Genomic DNA, 15833 nt, shown 5'->3' with positions numbered 1-15833 from the left:
TTACGTGACAATATCGTTAAGCCGCCGTACTCACGGGTACGTTTCAGCGGCATCTGTTGCCTTTTTCTATCTCTGTCTCTGGGGACATTCCAATGACCGCCGCAAGCTCGACGCGCGTAGCCGTGCTCGCCCTTTCCATTGCCAGCGCCCTCGCCATGGGTACCACCGCTCACGCACAGGATGCCAACGCACCCGCTGCCGCGGCCCCCGCCAAGTCGCAGAATGGCAAGCCGGTGCAGCTTGAAACCATCAACGTGACCGCTGAAAAGCGCGTCGAGAATCTGCAGAAGGTGCCGGTCTCCATGACCGTGGTGACGCCGGAGCAGATCAGCAATTTCGGCCAGGCCGGTGACTCCGTGCTGATGCTGGCCGGCCGCGCGCCGAGCGTGTACGCCGAGACGTCGTATGGCCGCGAATTTCCGCGCTTCTACATCCGCGGTCTGGGCAACAGCGATTTCGACCTGAATGCGTCGCAGCCGGTGTCGATGGTGTACGACGACATCGTGCAGGAGAACCCGATCCTCAAGGGCTTCCCGCTGTTCGACCTGCAGCAGGTGGAAGTGCTGCGCGGCCCGCAGGGCACGCTGTTCGGTCGTAACTCGCCGGCCGGCGTCATCAAGTTCGACTCGGTGAAGCCGAGCCAGGAAACCTCGGGCTACGCCAAGGCCTCGATCGGCACCAAGGGCACTGCGAACGCTGAGGCCGCGTTGGGCGGCTCGCTGGGCGGCAACTGGTCGGGTCGTATTTCGGCGCTGGCGCAGCATCGCGACGGCTGGATCGACAACGGCTACACGGGCCAGAAGGACGAGCTGGGCGGCTACAACGACCGCGCCGTGCGTCTGCAGGCCATGTATGACGTGCAGGGCTTCAACGCGCTCATCAACGTGCATGCGCGCTGGCTCCAGGGCACGGCCGAGGTCAATCGCGCCAATGCGATTCCGCTGGGCAGCGATAGCTTCGTGCCGGGCTTCAACCGCGACGTGGTGTACCAGGACGGCCGCAACGAACAGCACCTGTTTACCTGGGGCAGCAATGTCCACCTCACCTGGAATCTGGGTGATTACACCTTCACCTCGATCACGGGCTTCGAGAAGGCCGACACGTACAGCCGCGGCGACGTGGACGGCGGTATCGCCATTCCGCAGAACCCGAGCCAGCTGCCGTACGTGACGCCGTTCCCGGCGGAAACGGCCGATGCGCTGCCGCACGATCGCCAGGTCACGCAGGAGTTCCGCCTCGCCAGCAATCCGCAGGATCGCCTGAACTGGCAGGTGGGCACGTACTACTTCAACGAAAACATCGCGATCGTCAATTACGACTACAACACGCTCAACAACCACGCGCTGGACGGCTATGCACAGCAGAGCCAGAAGACCACCGCGTACGCCGTGTTCGGTTCGACGGATTACCATCTCACCGACGACTTCGACGTGCGTGCCGGTGCGCGCTGGTCGCACGATTCGCGTGACTTCCACGTGGACCGCATTCTGTCGCCGATCGGCGGCGGCCCGCTGTCGCTGGGCGCCAACCCGCACGATTCGCGCTGGAGCGGTGACCTGACCGGCACCTGGGAAGTGAACCAGAACGTCAACGTGTACGGCCGCATCGCCAACGGCTTCCGCGCGCCGAGCGTGCAGGGCCGCGTGCTGTTTGCCGACTTCATCTCCGAGGCCAAGCCGGAGACGGTCACCTCGTACGAACTGGGCATCAAGACCACGGGTATGGACAACCGCCTGCGCTTCAACGCGGATATCTACGACTACACGATGCACAACCAGCAGCTCACCGCGGTGGGCGGCGACACCAACGTGACGCGCCTGATCAACGCGAAGGAAACCCGCGGCCACGGCGCAGAGTTCGACCTGGAGGCGTATGTCACGCCGAACTTCGTGCTTACCGCTAACGGCAGCTACAACTACACCGAGCTGAAGGACCCGACCCTGGCCGTGGCGCCGTGCGGTTCCGGCTGCACGTTGCTGAACCCGCTGGATGCGAACGGCAACGCGCTGATCAACGGCAACCCGCTGCCGAACGCACCGAAGTGGATTGGCAACCTCACCGCGCGCTACGGCATCCCGTACGGCGAGAGCGGCGAGTTCTTCATCTACACCGACTGGAGCTACCGCAGCGAAGTGAACTTCTTCTTGTACGAGTCGGAAGAGTTCCGCGGCAAGCCGACGCTCGAGGGCGGCCTGCGTCTGGGTTACAACTGGGATTTCGGCAAGCGCGAAATCGCCCTGTACGGCCGCAACATCACCAACAAGCAGTACATCACCGGTGCGATCGACTTCAACAACCGCACCGCGTTCGTCAACGACCCGCGCATCATCGGCGTGGAGTTCCGCACGGACTTCTGATGGCCCGGCCGGCTGCCACCGGCCCGATCACCATCAATCAAAGGGGGGTGGCCTGGCCACTCCCCTTTTTCTTTGGCCGGCGAATGGATCCCCAAGCGGACCCTGCTTGGTGCAGAATTCGTCAATTTCCCGTCGAGAGTGCGATGTGAACCACCCGGGCGACCACGGCAGCGACCGCACCCATCTCCTGACCATGGCCGATGGCCTGCCTTTGTTCGTGCGCGACTGGCCCAGTGCTCGCGCGCACGACGCGGTGCTGATCGTGCATGGCCTGGGCGAACACAGCGGCCGCTACCAGCGACTGGCCACGTGGTTCCATACGCGCGGCTACGCCGTGCGCAGCTATGACCAGCGCGGGCACGGCAAGACCCCGGGCACGCGCGGTGGCATGTCCCATCCCGACGACCTGCTGGAAGACCTCGCCACGGTCTACAACGACTACGCCGACGCCCTGCCCCGGCGGCCGCTGCTGCTCGGCCACAGCATGGGCGGCCTGGTGGCGGCCCGCTGCGTGCTCGACCGCCGCATCCAGCCGCCCGCGATGGTGCTTTCCTCGCCGGCGCTGCGTACCTGGGAGCCCGCGTGGCGGCAAAAGCTGGCTGCCACGGTGGCGAAGCTGTTGCCGAATGTGCCGCTGCCCAACAGACTGGCGTTCGACAAGCTTTCGCACGATCCGCAGGTGGAGACGGCTTACCGCGCCGATCCGTTGCGACATGGCTGGGTAACGCCGCGCATGGCGGAATTCATTTTCCGCGCAGGCGATGCCTGTGTCCGCGACGCCTCCAAGCTGAAGATTCCCACGCTGCTATTGGTGGCGGGCGCGGACAAGTTGGTGAATCCGGCGGGCAGCCGCGAGTTTGCCGAAGGCAGCTGGGCAGGCAAGTACCTCACGACGCGCTATTTCGATTCGCTTTACCACGAGCTTTTCAACGAAGCCGAGCCTTCGCGCAGTCAGGTGCTGAAGCAGCTCGCGGATTGGTTGCAGAAGCTGGGGTGAGCAGGCGGCCACCCTGCGATCGATTTACATCCACTCGCGTTTGCTGGTGAACACGATGGTGAGCCACTCGGCGCGAATATCGCTACCGATGCGCCGTGCAATCTCACTGCGCACCTCATCCACCTCATGCATGCTACCGAGTGGCTGGCTGGGCACGACGAGGATGTGGATGTCGATGAAGCGCATGCGGCCGATCTTGGCGACGTAGCTGGCGAACTCCAGATATCCGCATTCTTGAACCAGCTCGCGCATCACCTCGCGTACGCGTTGATCGAGCGCGTCGGGTGCGAGTTGCAGCACTTCGCGCAACGCGCCCCACAAGCTGCTCAGCGGCAACGGCAATAGCGCCAGAATCAGCAACAGCAGTACGGAAGAGTCGACGTAACGGGTCCAGTGGTCCAGCGGCCCGCCTTCGATGACGGCCGCCAGCGCGAATCCCGCCAGTACGGCAATGCTGATGCAGCCACCGATGATCCAGCCCCGTGCATCGAGTTGCAGCAATACGGAATTCAATGCCTTTGACTCGCGCAGCATGTATCGCGCCATGAGCAAGCTCACCACACCCATGATGGCTGCCCACGCCGCACCAAAGCCAAAGGCAAGTTCATGGCCGCCGGTCAGCAGATCGTGCAACGCGGTGACGCCGCCGTAGCTGCAGATAGCGGTGAGCACGGTGGCGTTGAATACCACCATCAAAGGCTCGAGGTGCCAGTAGCCGAACTGAAAGCGGCGGCTGCCTTCGCTGGTCACCAGATGCGACACCAGGAGCGAGCCGGCGGTGAGCACGACATCCACCAGTGAATAGAAACCATCGAAGGCGATCGCCTGCGAGCGCATCAACAAACCCACAGCAACACACGCAGCGCCCACCAGAAAGGTCGCGACGATGGAGAGGCGCAACTGGCGTTGTTCGCGGGAGTTGTCCATGCCTGAGCCCCGATGGCAAGTCGGGGGCATTATGCCTGTGGGAGATCACCCTGTGGGCGGCAAGACCATCGCGTAGCGCGGGCCGTTTCGGGCGGCGTTTTCAACATGACAGTGGCGCCCCGACGCCTTCACGCTTTGCATCCACCACCCGCGCCAGCATGCGGTAGCGCACGACACTTTGGCCGTGGGGAACGCCATGTCCAACAAGCCTTCGTCGCCATCACGGCGCGACTTTTTGCGGCAGTCCCTGGTTGCCGTTCCCGCAGTGAGCCTGCTCGGGACCTCTGCCATTGCGCAGACGCAGAACGTCCCGGCAACCGCGAACGCCATCTATGCGCCACGCTATTTCACAGCACCGGAGTGGGCGTTTCTGCAGGCGGCGGTCGATCGGCTGATTCCTTCCAACGAAGACGGACCGGGCGCGCTGGAAGCAGGTGTGCCCGAGTTCATCGATCGCGAAATGGAAGCGGCTTACGGCCACGGCGGGTACTGGTATATGCAGGGGCCGTTCGTACCGGACACCCCTCCCACACTCGGCTACCAGCTGCGCTTTACGCCACGCGAGCTTTACCGCACCGCCATTGCTGCGGTGGACGACTGGTGCCAGAAACAACACCAGAAGAAGTTCGCCGCGCTATCGCCGGAAGAACGCGACGGCGTGCTGCACCAGTTGGAGAAGGGCGAAATCCAGCTTGAGCAGTTGCCCGCCGCGGCATTCTTCAACCAGCTGTGGACCAATACCAAGGAAGGCTACCTGGCCGACCCGATGTATGGCGGCAACAAGCACATGGGCAGCTGGAAAATGATCGGCTTTCCGGGGGCGCGTGCCGACTACGCGGATTGGATCGAGCAGCCCGGCAAGGCTTATCCGTTCGGCCCGGTGTCGATCCGGGGAGACAAGGCATGACGACCACCAAGAAGCCGGTCGATGTGGTGATCGTCGGGTTTGGCTGGACAGGCGCCATCATGGCGATGGAGCTTTCGCAGACGGGTCTGAACATTCTGGCGCTGGAACGTGGCGCTTATCAGGACACGTCACCCGACTGGTCTTACCCCAACATCGCCGACGAGCTGGCTTATGGCATTCGCGGCAAGCTGTTTCAGCCGCTGGCGCGCGAAACAGTAACGGTACGTCATGCGATCAACGACACCGCCGTGCCTTACCGTCAGTACGGCTCATTTCTGTTTGGCAACAACGTGGGCGGCGCGGGCACGCACTGGAATGGCCAGCATTACCGTCCGTCGCCGGAAGACCTGGAGTTTCACACGCATATCAGCAAGCGCTACGGCGAGCAGTTCATGCCGCAGGATATGCAGATTCAGGATTACGGTGTCGCGTACGACGAGCTGGAGCCGTTTCTCGAGCAGTTTGAATACACCTGTGGCACCTCCGGCCGCGCCGGCAACCTCAGCGGCGAGATCAGGCAAGGCGGCAACCCGTTCGAGGGCCCGCGCAAGAAGGATTACCCGAACCCACCGCTGAGCGACACGTACGGCGCCCAGTTGTTTGCAGACGCCGCGCGCGCGGTGGGCTATCACCCGTTTCCGCAGCCGTCATCGAATGCTTCGCGGCCCTACACCAATCCCTACGGCGCGCGATTGGGCCCGTGCAACTTCTGCGGGTATTGCGAACGCTTCGGCTGCTTCATGTATGCCAAGGCGTCGCCACAAACCACGATTCTTCCGGTGCTGATGCGCAAGTCCAACTTTGCGCTGCGCACCAACAGTCACGTCATCAAGATCAATCTCGACTCCTCAGGCAAGCGCGCCACGGGCGTGACATATATCGATGCCCAAGGCCAGCAGATCGAACAGCCGGCGGATCTGGTGATTGTTTCCGCGTTCCAGATGCACAACGTGCGGCTGATGTTGCTGTCGGGTATCGGCAAACCGTACGACCCGGCCACCGGCAAGGGCGTTATCGGCAAGAACTACGCCTATCAGATGATGAGCAGCATCGGTGTCTTCTTCGATCAGGACGTCACCATCAACCCGTTCATCGGTGCGGGCGCGGGTGGCTTTCAGATTGTCGACGATTTCAACTCCGATCACTTTGATCACACCACGCACGGCTTTGTCGGTGGCGCTTACATTTACGCCGGGCAGACGGGTGGCAGGCCATTGCAGCAGCTGATCGTGCCGCCGGGAACGCCGAGCTGGGGCGCGGGCTGGAAGAAAGCCGCCAAAGAAAGCTATCTGCACGCCACCTCGGTATCCACGCACGGCTCGGTGATGGCGTATCGCGATCGCTATCTCGATCTTGATCCCACCTACAAGGATGCCTTCGGCCTGCCGCTGTTGCGCATCACCTTCGACTGGCACGACAACGAATACAAGATGTCGCAATTCGTCACCGAACGCGCGCAGGAGATCGTCAAACAGATGAAGCCGAAGGCGACATCGGTGACGCTGCGCAAGCCTGGCGATCATTACGACATTCGGCAGTACCAGACCACGCACACCACGGGCGGAGTGATTCAAGGGACCTCGCCTGAAACGAGCGCGCTCAATCGCTTTCAGCAGAACTGGGATGTGCACAACGTGTTCGTCACGGGCGCATCGGCTTTTCCGCAGAACTTAGGCTACAACCCCACCGGGACCATCGGTGGCCTCACGTATTGGTCGGTCAAAGCCATTCGCGATACCTATCTCAAGCACCCCGGCCCGCTGGTGCAGGCATGAATACGCAGGCCACTCGCCGTCGCGGCGGCTTGCTGCGATTCCTCATCGGATTGGTCGTGCTGGTGGTGCTCGCGTGGCTTCTCACGCTGGTGTATCGCGGCGGCGGTGGTGACCCTTCGGCCACGGCGCCCGCACCTTCGCCCGATCTGATCAAGCAGGGCGAGTACCTTGCGCAACTGGGCGACTGCGCCGCCTGTCATACGGCGCCGGGCGGCAAGCCATTTGCCGGCGGGCTCGCGATCGCCTCGCCGGTGGGCACGATCTACAGCACCAACATCACGCCTGATCCGGACACCGGTATCGGCCATTACACCTACGGCGAGTTTGAGCGTGCAGTGCGGCGCGGCATCAATGCGTCGGGGCATACGTTGTATCCGGCGATGCCCTACCCGTCTTTCGCCAAGGTCAGCGACCAGGATATCCAGGCGCTGTACGCGTATGTCATGCACGGGGTGACGCCGGTTCAGCAGAAAAATCACGCCGAAGGCATCGTGTGGCCACTATCGATGCGCTGGCCGCTTACCTACTGGCGCTGGCTGTTTGCACCCAAAGTGACACCGGTGCAGACCCCGGCCACGGGCGATGCCGCCCTGGCACGCGGGCAGTATCTGGTGGAAGGGCTGGGCCACTGCGGCGCCTGCCATACACCCCGCGCGTTCACGCTGCAGGAGAAGGCGTTGGGGCCGAACGATGGCAGCGCTTATCTCAGCGGTGGCGAAAGCGATAACTGGGTGGCGCCGAGCCTGCGCGGCGAACTGGCCAGCGGGCTGGGCAACGTCGCCGAAGAGGAACTCGCAGCGTTGCTGCGGGCCGGCCGCACGGATCGCAGCGCAGTGTTCGGCGGCATGACGGACGTGGTCGAGCACAGCACGCAGTACATGAGCGATGAAGACCTTGCCGCCATCGCGCACTTCCTCAAGTCGCTGCCGCCAGCGCGGGAGGAAACGGCACTGACCTATGACGCCGCCACTTACACCGCGCTTAAGGGTGGCGACGTTGCCAAGACCGGCGCACAGCTTTACGTCGACAACTGCGCCACCTGCCATCGCACGGATGGCCATGGCTACAACCAGGTCTACCCCGCCCTGGCCGGCAACCCGGTGCTCAATGGCGACAACCCCGCTTCGGTCATCCGGCTGGTACTGCACGGCGGCACCATGCCCACCGGCCGCGGCGCACCCACCCAGTTCAGCATGCCCGCCTTCCGCGACCGGCTGAGTGACGAACAGATAGCCGAGCTGCTGACTTTTGTGCGCTCCAGCTGGGGCAATAAAGGCAGCACGGTCAGCGCCCAACAGGTCAACCCGCTGCGCGAGCTGCCGCCCGCGGGCCAACCCACCATGACGAGTTACGACCCGCGCGCGCAGCAGTAACTCCCCCGCGCAACCTTCCGGGCCCTGGACGCCCGGACGGCCAACCATGCGCCACAGAATGGCGTCCGCCATGGTTTTCGTTGCACTGCACTACTGGACGAACTGACCCGACGGCGTCACGCTTACTGTCTCCCCAAGCCAGGACAGTCCATGAGAACGCCATCCCGTGCCGCCCCGACGTTGCTTGCTGATCTCGGCGGCACCAACGTGCGCTTTGCGCTGGCTGACACCAGCAGCACCGCACCGTTGCTGGGGGACAGCGTTCGGCGTTACCGGGTGAAGGATCATGCTTCGCTGGCTGAGGCCATTCGCCAGTACTTCACCGACACCGGCCATACGGCGCTGCGCGCTGTCATTGCCGCCGCCGGCCGCGTCAGCGAAGGGGAAACGGTCAAGGTCACCAACAATCCCTGGCTGGTGGCGGCGCACACGCTGCAGGCCGAGCTGGGCATGGAAGCGGTGCATCTGGTCAATGACTTTGCCGCGCAGGCCATGGCTGTGCCGCTGCTCATGCACGAACAGCTCTCGGCGGTAGGCCCGCAGGCCTTGCCGACCCTCGGCCAGCGCGAGCCGCAGACCTTTGTCGTGATGGGCCCGGGCACGGGTCTTGGCGTGGCGGGCCTGCTGCGCCGCGAAGGCCACTGGATTGTGCTGGAAACCGAAGGTGGTCACGCCGGCTTCGCCGCCCACACCGCCGAAGACGTGGAGATTCTGCATCGCCTCAACGAGCGCTTCGGTCGCGTGTCCAACGAACGCATGATCTGCGGCAACGGCCTGGTGAACCTCTATCTCGCCCTTGCCGATATCGCTGGCCAGCCGGCGGAGGAATACACCCCCGAAGACATCACCGCCCGCGCCGAAGCCGGCACCGACCCGCTGTGCGTGCGTACGGTGGAAACGCTTGCCGGCATCTTCGGCAGCGTGGCTGGTGACCTGGTGCTCAGCCTCGGCGGATGGGATGGCGTGTACCTCACCGGCGGCGTGCTGCCGATTCTGCTGCCGTGGATCAAGCGCGGCGGTTTCCGCGAACGTTTCGAGGCCAAGGGCCGCTTCCGCGAAACGATGGAACAGGTGCCGACCGTCGCGATGACACATCCGGAGCCCGGCCTGCTCGGCGCTGCCGCACTGGCGGTGCTCGACGCCGGCAAGCCGCTGCTGGCGAACGGCTGACCTTTTCGCCGAGCACCCTGCTCCATTCAGAGGTACTGGCGCGTCACCAGGTACTTGGTGCCGCCATCGGGACGCCCGGCAAAGTAATCGAGCATGGCCATACCCGTTTCGGATGTCGCCCGAGCCGTGTGCTCGACATATTCGGCACGAGCCGCAGGACTGGTACCGCAACTGCGCACACCGCCCTGCGCACCCCATAGCGGCACATCTGCGTTGCAGCCGTCCTGCACCACGCTGCCCTCGAACACGAGTCGCCCGGCGGCGCCCTGCGCGTTGGCAAATCCCACCAGCAAAGACATCGCCAGCCCCAAGGCAGCCCATCGACTATTGCGTGTCATAACGTCCCCCCGGACTGAATGATCGTTGCGCGGCAAGCGCTTGTTAGACGCCGCACACGTTAGCGATGACGGAGCACGCTTTCTGTCATCCCGTGCGGCACCTTACAAAGCGGCGTGCGTTGCATCACAGCTCTCGGGACCCACAAGCACGGTGCTACGCTGTAACGCCCTCCCTCGATCAAGCCCATAGCCATGCGTCGCGCCGACACTGCATTCCTGTTCGACCTCGATGGCACACTCGTCGACAGCGTCTACCAGCACGTGCTTGCCTGGAAGGAAGCGCTGGACCGCGAAGGCGTGGATCTTTCGGTGTGGCGCATCCACCGCAAGATCGGCATGAGCGGCGGCTTGTTCGCCAACATTCTGCTGCGCGAAACCGGCCTGGAAATTACTGAAGAGCGGCTGGCGCGCCTGCGCGCCTGGCACGCGGAGGCCTACAACCGGCAGGCCACGCAGGGTTCGGTGCGTCCGTTGCCCGGCGCACGCGAACTGCTCGCCTTTCTGACCGACGCCGAGATTCCGTGGGCCATCGCCACCAGCGGCCGCATGCAAACGGCCGCCCATAATCTTGAAGCGCTGGGCGTCGATCCGTCGAAAGTGCCGGTCGTGACGCGCGATCAGGTGCGCCATGCCAAACCGGATCCTGATCTGTTCATTACTGCAGCGGAACGCCTGGGCGTGGACATTCACTACAGCCTGGTGATCGGCGACAGCATCTGGGACATGCTCGCCGCACAACGCGCCCGCTCTCTGGGCATCGGTCTGCTTTCCGGCGGCTACGGCCAGGAAGAATTGGAAGACGCCGGCGCATTCCGTGTTTACGAAGATCCGGCAGATTTGCTCAAACACATCGATGAAGTGGTTGCTCGGAGCTGAAGAGCGAGGAGTGAGTTCAGAGGAGTGAGAAGTGAGAGAAGAGCTGGTCTTTGCCACTCTCACTTCTCACTCCTCTTAACTCACTTCTGCTATTTGCCGTCAGGCGTTATTCACCGCAACGCACGTGTTTGCGATTAGTCTCGAAGACTGATTCCTCCACCGGAGGCAACCATGCGCCGCATGCTCGCTTTGCTCACCGTTGCCCTGCTCGTTGGCTGCTCGCCTTCGTCGCCACCGCCTGAGCAGAAACCACCCAAGCCCCAGGCCGCACAAGTCGCACCCGATAACGCAGCGCTCGGTTCGCCCGGGTGGTACGACTGGGTAGATCAACGCCTGCACATCAGCGTCGACGGCCACGGCCCCGATCACGGTTCCGACGAATGGAATCACGCTGTGCAGCACAAGCTCGGCCAGGAGGCACCGCAATCGCCCGTGGGGTCGCCGCAATGGCAGCAGGCGGTGGATGCGTTGTTGCGCGCGCGGCCTGCGCTTTAACTCCCACTCCCCTTTGGGGGGAGGGAGAAGTGAAGCACTTCGGCAACACCGCTTTAAGTCCTCTTCGCAATGGCGCGTTGCGATTTAGCCGTACCGCGTGTCGGATGGATCGATAGGTGCCGATTAACTTAAGCCCCAAGGCTTGTATTAAACACGACGCTACGAGCCTTTCAGGCCATTTTCTTTGGGTTACCTTTCTTTTGGGCCAGCAAAAGAAAAGTGACTCGAGCGTCGGCAGACGATCGAAACGCCCGCCGCGTAGGCGGCACGCCGGCGGGAAGGTCCGAGGCGATGACTGGCCACTCCCGAAACTGGATGACCAGCCTTCGGCTGTTGTGAAGCGCTTCCGGCCTGCGCCGGGATGACGGTGAGGGACGACCAGCTCGATCGCGAGCACCCGCCCCTCACCCCAACCCTCTCCCCGAAGGGGAGAGGGAGTCAGGAAAAGCATTAACCCGGCGCCAGCAACGCGTCCAAATCCGCCTGATCGAAGCTGAGCTTCTCGCGCGTACCACCACCTTCGAGCACGGCTTCGGCAAGCTCAGCCTTGCGTGCCTTCATTTCTTCGATGCGCTCTTCGACGGTGCCGCCCGTGATCAGGCGGAACACGAACACCGGCTTGTCCTGACCGATGCGATGCGCACGATCGGACGCCTGTGCTTCCGCCGCCGGATTCCACCACGGATCGTAGTGAATCACCGTATCCGCCGCCGTGAGGTTGAGGCCGACGCCACCGGCTTTCAGCGACAGCAGGAACAACGGCACTTCGCCTTCCTGGAACTGGCGCACCGGCTCGGCGCGGTCGCGCGTTTCGCCCGTGAGCGTGACGTACGGAATGCGATGGCGATCGAGCTCGTGCGAAATCAGCTTGAGCATTTCAGTGAACTGCGAGAACAACAGCACTTTGCGGCCTTCGGCGAGCAAGGCAGGCAGCATGTCCATCAGCAATTCGAACTTGGCGGAGTCGCGCACGCCACGTGCGGCTTCCAGTTTTACGAGGCGCGGATCGCAGCAGACCTGACGCAACTTGAGCAGCGCATCGAGCACGACGATGCCGCTGTGCGAGATGCCGCGTTGGGCGATCACCTCGCGCAACTCTTCCGCCAATGACAGGCGCAGGCTTTCGTACAACTCGCGCTGCCGGCCTTCGAGCACCACGCGACGGGTGATTTCCGTCTTCGGCGGCAACTCCGACGCTACCTGCGATTTGGTTCGGCGCAGGATGAAAGGCGCGAGGCGGCGATTGAGCCGGTCCTGGCATTCGTTGTCGCGATGGCGCTCGATCGGCACGCGATAGTGCCGGCGGAACGCGCCTTCATCGCCGAGCAGACCCGGCACGCCCAGATCGACCTGCGACCACAGTTCGCCCAGATGATTTTCCAGCGGCGTGCCGGTGAGACAGATGCAACGCGGAGCGCGCAAGCTCAACACGGCGCGGCGCGCCTGCGTGCGCGGGTTCTTCACCTGCTGCGCTTCGTCGAGCACGATCAGCGAGAACGGCTGTTTGCGCAGCGTCACCACGTCGCGCGGCAGCAGGGCGTAGCTGGTCAGTACGATGTCTTGCGAACCCAGCTGCGAGAAATCACCGCCACGCTGCGGGCCATGCAGGGCGAGCACGCGCAGAGCGGGCGCAAAACGGGCGACTTCCGCCTGCCAGTTCGGAATGAGGCTGGTAGGCACCACCACCAGCGCGGGCTGGGTGAGTGCACCGCGCTCTTTCAGCGCCAACAGATGCGTGATGAGCTGCAGCGTCTTGCCAAGACCCATGTCGTCAGCGAGCACGCCGCCTACGCCTGCCTCGGCGAGTGCGTTGAGCCAGCGCAGACCTTCGCGCTGATACGGGCGCAACTCGACGGTGAGCCCGTCCGGCACCGCGTCGCTGGCGCGCTCGGCGGCGTCGCGCAGACGTGCGGTGAAGCCGCGCAGCGCTTCGGGGGCTTCGAGTTCGCCGCCGGTGGGCAGCGCTTCGACCAGTTCTTCCAGACGGCCGGCCTGCACGCGCGGCAGATGAAGTGTCTTGCGCGGGCGCTCGAGGTATTCAGCCAACGGCGCCAGCAGGCCGCGCAGTTCTTTCAGGCGCACGGGCACGCGGCGGCGTTCGTCGACCGGCGCGTACCACACGGCGTCTTCCGGTTCGTTCGGTACCGGGCTCAGATTCAGCTGATGATCGGCCAGCGCCTGCGCCACTGCGGGCAGCAGGTTGTGGCGCTTGCCTTCAACTTCGATGCCGATTTCCAGATCAAAGGCATGGTCGTCGGTGTCTTCCACCGCGTTGCCGTACCAGCGCACGGGACCTTCCAGCACTTCGAACGGGAAGCTGGGCGCGTAGTCGAGCACGAAGCCTTCGACTTCGAGCTTGGGTCGCAGCGCCAGCCAGCGGGCGGGTGTGTTGACTTCCAGTGCGCCCGCGTAGCCCTTGCCGGGGAACAGCCAGGCGTCGTCGGGCAGCGTGTCGGCCAGATCCCAGGGCAGGCCTTCGGTATCCACGCCGGGCGTGAGGCCGGCGCGTTCGAGCTGTTCCATGGCGGAAAGTTCTTCCGCGCGGCGGCGGGCGATTTCCACCAGTTGGCCGTTGCGCACGCGCCGCACCAGCGGCTCACCACCGCGGCCCGGCAGGCGTTCGCCGGCGTAATCGAAAGCCAGACGCGCGTACGCCAACGGCGGCGTGCCGGCGGCGAGACGGGCGTGACGGGTCAAGGCGTGCAGCGTGAGCACCGGCTTGGGCGCCAGCTCCGCTCGGCGCAGCTCACCCAGCACCTGTGGCAGCGGCAAGCGATGTGACAAGCGGCTGTGTGGCAGCGCGTGCCGCAGGGTCTGGGCGTATTCGTGCTTGAGCGGCGGCAGGTCCAGCCACTGGGATTCTTCCAGCGGGGCTTCCAGATGGCCCAGCTCAGCGCGTTCAACGTCGAGATACCACAAGGCGTCGATGCGCAGCAGGCGGTGATTGGCCGGCAGACAAGGCAGCAGGCGCTGACTGCCGTCCTGCTCGAGATGCCACTGCCAGTTGAGCTGGTGCGACTTGGCGCGCGACAGGCGCAGGCCGGCGAGACCGCCCAAAAAGGTCGGGCAGGTGTCCAGGATCTCCGCCAGCAGCGCGTCGCCGACATGGCCGGTCAGGCGCGCGTAGCTGCGGCTCTTGCGCAGGCTTTGTGGCAAACCGAGCACGGTGGCGGCCAGCCGCTGCTCCAGCGGCTGCAGCGGTTGCTGGGAGAGATGTTTGCTGTCCAGCGGCGAGGGGCGCACGTAGCGGCCCTGCTCGGCCACGGTCAGCAGCACGGGAGCGACGTCCACGTGCGCATAGGGCACGCCTTCCTCGGGCATCACTTCGATGAAGAAGCCGAGCACGGCGGGCTCATGCGGCGCACCCGCTACCGGCGGCGCCAGCAGCTTGCGCCAGATGCCAGGCAAAGGCTCGCCGCCGCTCTCGTCGCGTTGCGAGGTCAGACGGTCGTGCCGTTTATCGTCCGGTGACTGCATGCGCATTCGGTCCGCAGGGGCGACCAAAAGATCCAGCTTAGCAAGGGTCTTGCACGAGTGCGCGTCTCATCGTCCGGTTTTTCCACCGAACGATGAGGTATGTGACGTCGAGGTTCAGGCTTGGCCGAATAAGCCCTTTGGGTATTCCGGTTTTTGCTCGCGGCTCATCAGCCGCTTAAGCCCTTCGGCCGGCGTCACTTCGCCGTGCAGCACAGCGCGTACGCCGCTGCTGATGGGCAGATCCAGACCGTGTTTGGTAGCCAGACGCGCCACTTCGTCGGCGGTGAGCACGCTTTCCACCACCTGGCCGATCTCGCGCACTGCGTCGTCGATCGCCTGGCCGCGACCGAGGGCAAGACCCAGGCGGCGGTTGCGCGACAGGTCGCCGGTACAGGTGAGCACCAGATCTCCCAGACCGGCGAGGCCCATCAGGGTTTCCGGACGGGCACCCAGCGCCACACCAAGTCGCAGCATTTCGTTCATGCCACGGGTGATCAGGCCGGCACGGGCGTTCAGGCCCAGATTCATGCCATCGGCGACGCCAGTGGCGACCGCCAGCACGTTCTTCATGGCACCGCCCAACTCCGCGCCCAACACGTCGCTGCCGGAGTACGCACGGAAGTTCGGCGCGTGCAGCAGCAAGGCGAGGTCGTGCGCGAACACGTCGTCATCCGAATGAACGGTGACGGCGCTGGGCAGGCCAGCGGCCACTTCCTTCGCGAACGACGGGCCGGTGACGACCGCGGCAGCCCGACCCGGGAAGCGCTCGTCCACCAGCTCGTGAAGGAAACGGCCGGTGCCCGGCTCGAAACCCTTGGTGGCCCAGGCAATACGGGCGTCAGACGCCAGATACGGCGAGATCTCCTCCAGGATGGAGGCGAACGCGTGGCTGGGCACGACGATGAGCACGACCGTCGCGCCGCGCAGGGCGGCAGCGAGGTCAGGTTCGTACACCAGCTCGGACGGCAGCTCGACATCCGGCAGGTAGCGCTGATTGCGATGGGTTTCCGCCATCGCCTTCAGCGCGGAGGCATCGCGCCCCCACAGCCGGGTCGGCACGTGATTGCGGGCAGCCAGCGCCGCCAGCGCGGTGCCCCACGAGCCGGCACCGAGGACGGCCAGGGTCGGACGCTCAACCATG

The 15833-nt window shown here is 64.2% G+C and carries 12 protein-coding genes; 8 read left to right on the top strand and 4 right to left on the bottom strand.

Annotation, left to right across the window (positions count from 1 at the left end; genetic code table 11):
* The first annotated feature begins 92 nt into the window (after positions 1 to 92).
* Together OQE56_RS18080 and OQE56_RS18075 are read left to right on the top strand one after the other, a co-directional pair.
* Complete coding sequence (locus OQE56_RS18080; protein ID WP_267226172.1) at positions 93 to 2357, top strand: TonB-dependent receptor; 2265 nt, start codon at positions 93 to 95, stop codon at positions 2355 to 2357.
* A 145-nt stretch (positions 2358 to 2502) separates the two neighbouring features.
* Positions 2503 to 3354, top strand: coding sequence for an alpha/beta hydrolase (locus OQE56_RS18075; RefSeq protein WP_267226171.1), 852 nt, complete (start codon positions 2503 to 2505; stop codon positions 3352 to 3354).
* 24 nt (positions 3355 to 3378) lie between these two features.
* Here the strand turns inward: OQE56_RS18075 and OQE56_RS18070 are convergent, their stop codons facing one another.
* Complete coding sequence (locus OQE56_RS18070) at positions 3379 to 4281, bottom strand: cation diffusion facilitator family transporter (protein WP_267226168.1); 903 nt, start codon at positions 4279 to 4281, stop codon at positions 3379 to 3381.
* Between the two features lie 196 nt (positions 4282 to 4477).
* On the opposite strand from OQE56_RS18070, the gene OQE56_RS18065 reads away from it, so the two are divergent.
* From OQE56_RS18065 to glk, 4 genes are all read left to right on the top strand, one after another.
* A complete protein-coding gene (locus OQE56_RS18065) occupies positions 4478 to 5188 on the top strand; it encodes a gluconate 2-dehydrogenase subunit 3 family protein (RefSeq protein WP_267226166.1) in 711 nt (236 codons plus the stop codon).
* The gene (locus OQE56_RS18060) at positions 5185 to 6963 is read left to right on the top strand and encodes a GMC family oxidoreductase (RefSeq protein WP_267226163.1); all 1779 of its coding nucleotides are present in this window, start codon (positions 5185 to 5187) and stop codon (positions 6961 to 6963) included. The genes OQE56_RS18065 and OQE56_RS18060 overlap by 4 nt, the downstream gene beginning before the upstream one ends.
* Positions 6960 to 8336, top strand: coding sequence for a c-type cytochrome (locus OQE56_RS18055; RefSeq protein WP_267226161.1), 1377 nt, complete (start codon positions 6960 to 6962; stop codon positions 8334 to 8336). The genes OQE56_RS18060 and OQE56_RS18055 overlap by 4 nt, the downstream gene beginning before the upstream one ends.
* 150 nt (positions 8337 to 8486) lie before the next feature.
* Positions 8487 to 9506, top strand: coding sequence for a glucokinase (gene glk, locus OQE56_RS18050; protein WP_267226158.1), 1020 nt, complete (start codon positions 8487 to 8489; stop codon positions 9504 to 9506).
* A gap of 26 nt (positions 9507 to 9532) precedes the next feature.
* Here the strand turns inward: glk and OQE56_RS18045 are convergent, their stop codons facing one another.
* A complete protein-coding gene (locus OQE56_RS18045; RefSeq protein WP_267226156.1) occupies positions 9533 to 9844 on the bottom strand; it encodes a hypothetical protein in 312 nt (103 codons plus the stop codon).
* Positions 9845 to 10036: 192 nt separating this feature from the next.
* Between OQE56_RS18045 and OQE56_RS18040 the strand changes: the two genes are divergently transcribed.
* Complete coding sequence (locus OQE56_RS18040; protein WP_267226155.1) at positions 10037 to 10720, top strand: HAD family hydrolase; 684 nt, start codon at positions 10037 to 10039, stop codon at positions 10718 to 10720.
* Positions 10721 to 10891: 171 nt separating this feature from the next.
* On the top strand, positions 10892 to 11215 hold the full coding sequence (locus tag OQE56_RS18035; RefSeq protein WP_267226154.1) for a hypothetical protein: 324 nt from the start codon (positions 10892 to 10894) through the stop codon (positions 11213 to 11215).
* A gap of 450 nt (positions 11216 to 11665) precedes the next feature.
* On the opposite strand, the gene OQE56_RS18030 is transcribed toward OQE56_RS18035, so the two are convergent.
* Entirely contained in the window at positions 11666 to 14692 is a 3027-nt protein-coding gene (locus OQE56_RS18030) for a DEAD/DEAH box helicase (RefSeq protein WP_267226152.1), read from the bottom strand.
* Between the two features lie 114 nt (positions 14693 to 14806).
* Positions 14807 to 15832 carry an NAD(P)H-dependent glycerol-3-phosphate dehydrogenase gene (locus tag OQE56_RS18025; RefSeq protein ID WP_267226150.1) on the bottom strand — a complete coding sequence of 342 codons (1026 nt, stop codon included), beginning with the start codon at positions 15830 to 15832 and terminating at the stop codon, positions 14807 to 14809.
* Between the last annotated feature and the right edge of the window lies 1 nt (position 15833).

Origin of the sequence: Dyella silvae, assembly GCF_026421305.1 — a bacterium.
GTDB classification, from domain to species: domain Bacteria; phylum Pseudomonadota; class Gammaproteobacteria; order Xanthomonadales; family Rhodanobacteraceae; genus Dyella; species Dyella silvae.
The sequence above is the reverse complement of the archived record's forward strand: the minus strand, read 5'-3'. Positions and strand labels throughout refer to the sequence as shown.

Coding starts and splice junctions, on each gene's coding strand:
- OQE56_RS18025 (WP_267226150.1), bottom strand. CDS start 15,832: ATGGTTGAGCGTCCGACCCTGGCCGTCCTCGGTGCCGGCTCGTGGGGC.
- OQE56_RS18030 (WP_267226152.1), bottom strand. CDS start 14,692: ATGCAGTCACCGGACGATAAACGGCACGACCGTCTGACCTCGCAACGC.
- OQE56_RS18055 (WP_267226161.1), top strand. CDS start 6,960: ATGAATACGCAGGCCACTCGCCGTCGCGGCGGCTTGCTGCGATTCCTC.
- OQE56_RS18045 (WP_267226156.1), bottom strand. CDS start 9,844: ATGACACGCAATAGTCGATGGGCTGCCTTGGGGCTGGCGATGTCTTTG.
- OQE56_RS18040 (WP_267226155.1), top strand. CDS start 10,037: ATGCGTCGCGCCGACACTGCATTCCTGTTCGACCTCGATGGCACACTC.
- OQE56_RS18065 (WP_267226166.1), top strand. CDS start 4,478: ATGTCCAACAAGCCTTCGTCGCCATCACGGCGCGACTTTTTGCGGCAG.
- glk (WP_267226158.1), top strand. CDS start 8,487: ATGAGAACGCCATCCCGTGCCGCCCCGACGTTGCTTGCTGATCTCGGC.
- OQE56_RS18070 (WP_267226168.1), bottom strand. CDS start 4,281: ATGGACAACTCCCGCGAACAACGCCAGTTGCGCCTCTCCATCGTCGCG.
- OQE56_RS18035 (WP_267226154.1), top strand. CDS start 10,892: ATGCGCCGCATGCTCGCTTTGCTCACCGTTGCCCTGCTCGTTGGCTGC.
- OQE56_RS18060 (WP_267226163.1), top strand. CDS start 5,185: ATGACGACCACCAAGAAGCCGGTCGATGTGGTGATCGTCGGGTTTGGC.
- OQE56_RS18080 (WP_267226172.1), top strand. CDS start 93: ATGACCGCCGCAAGCTCGACGCGCGTAGCCGTGCTCGCCCTTTCCATT.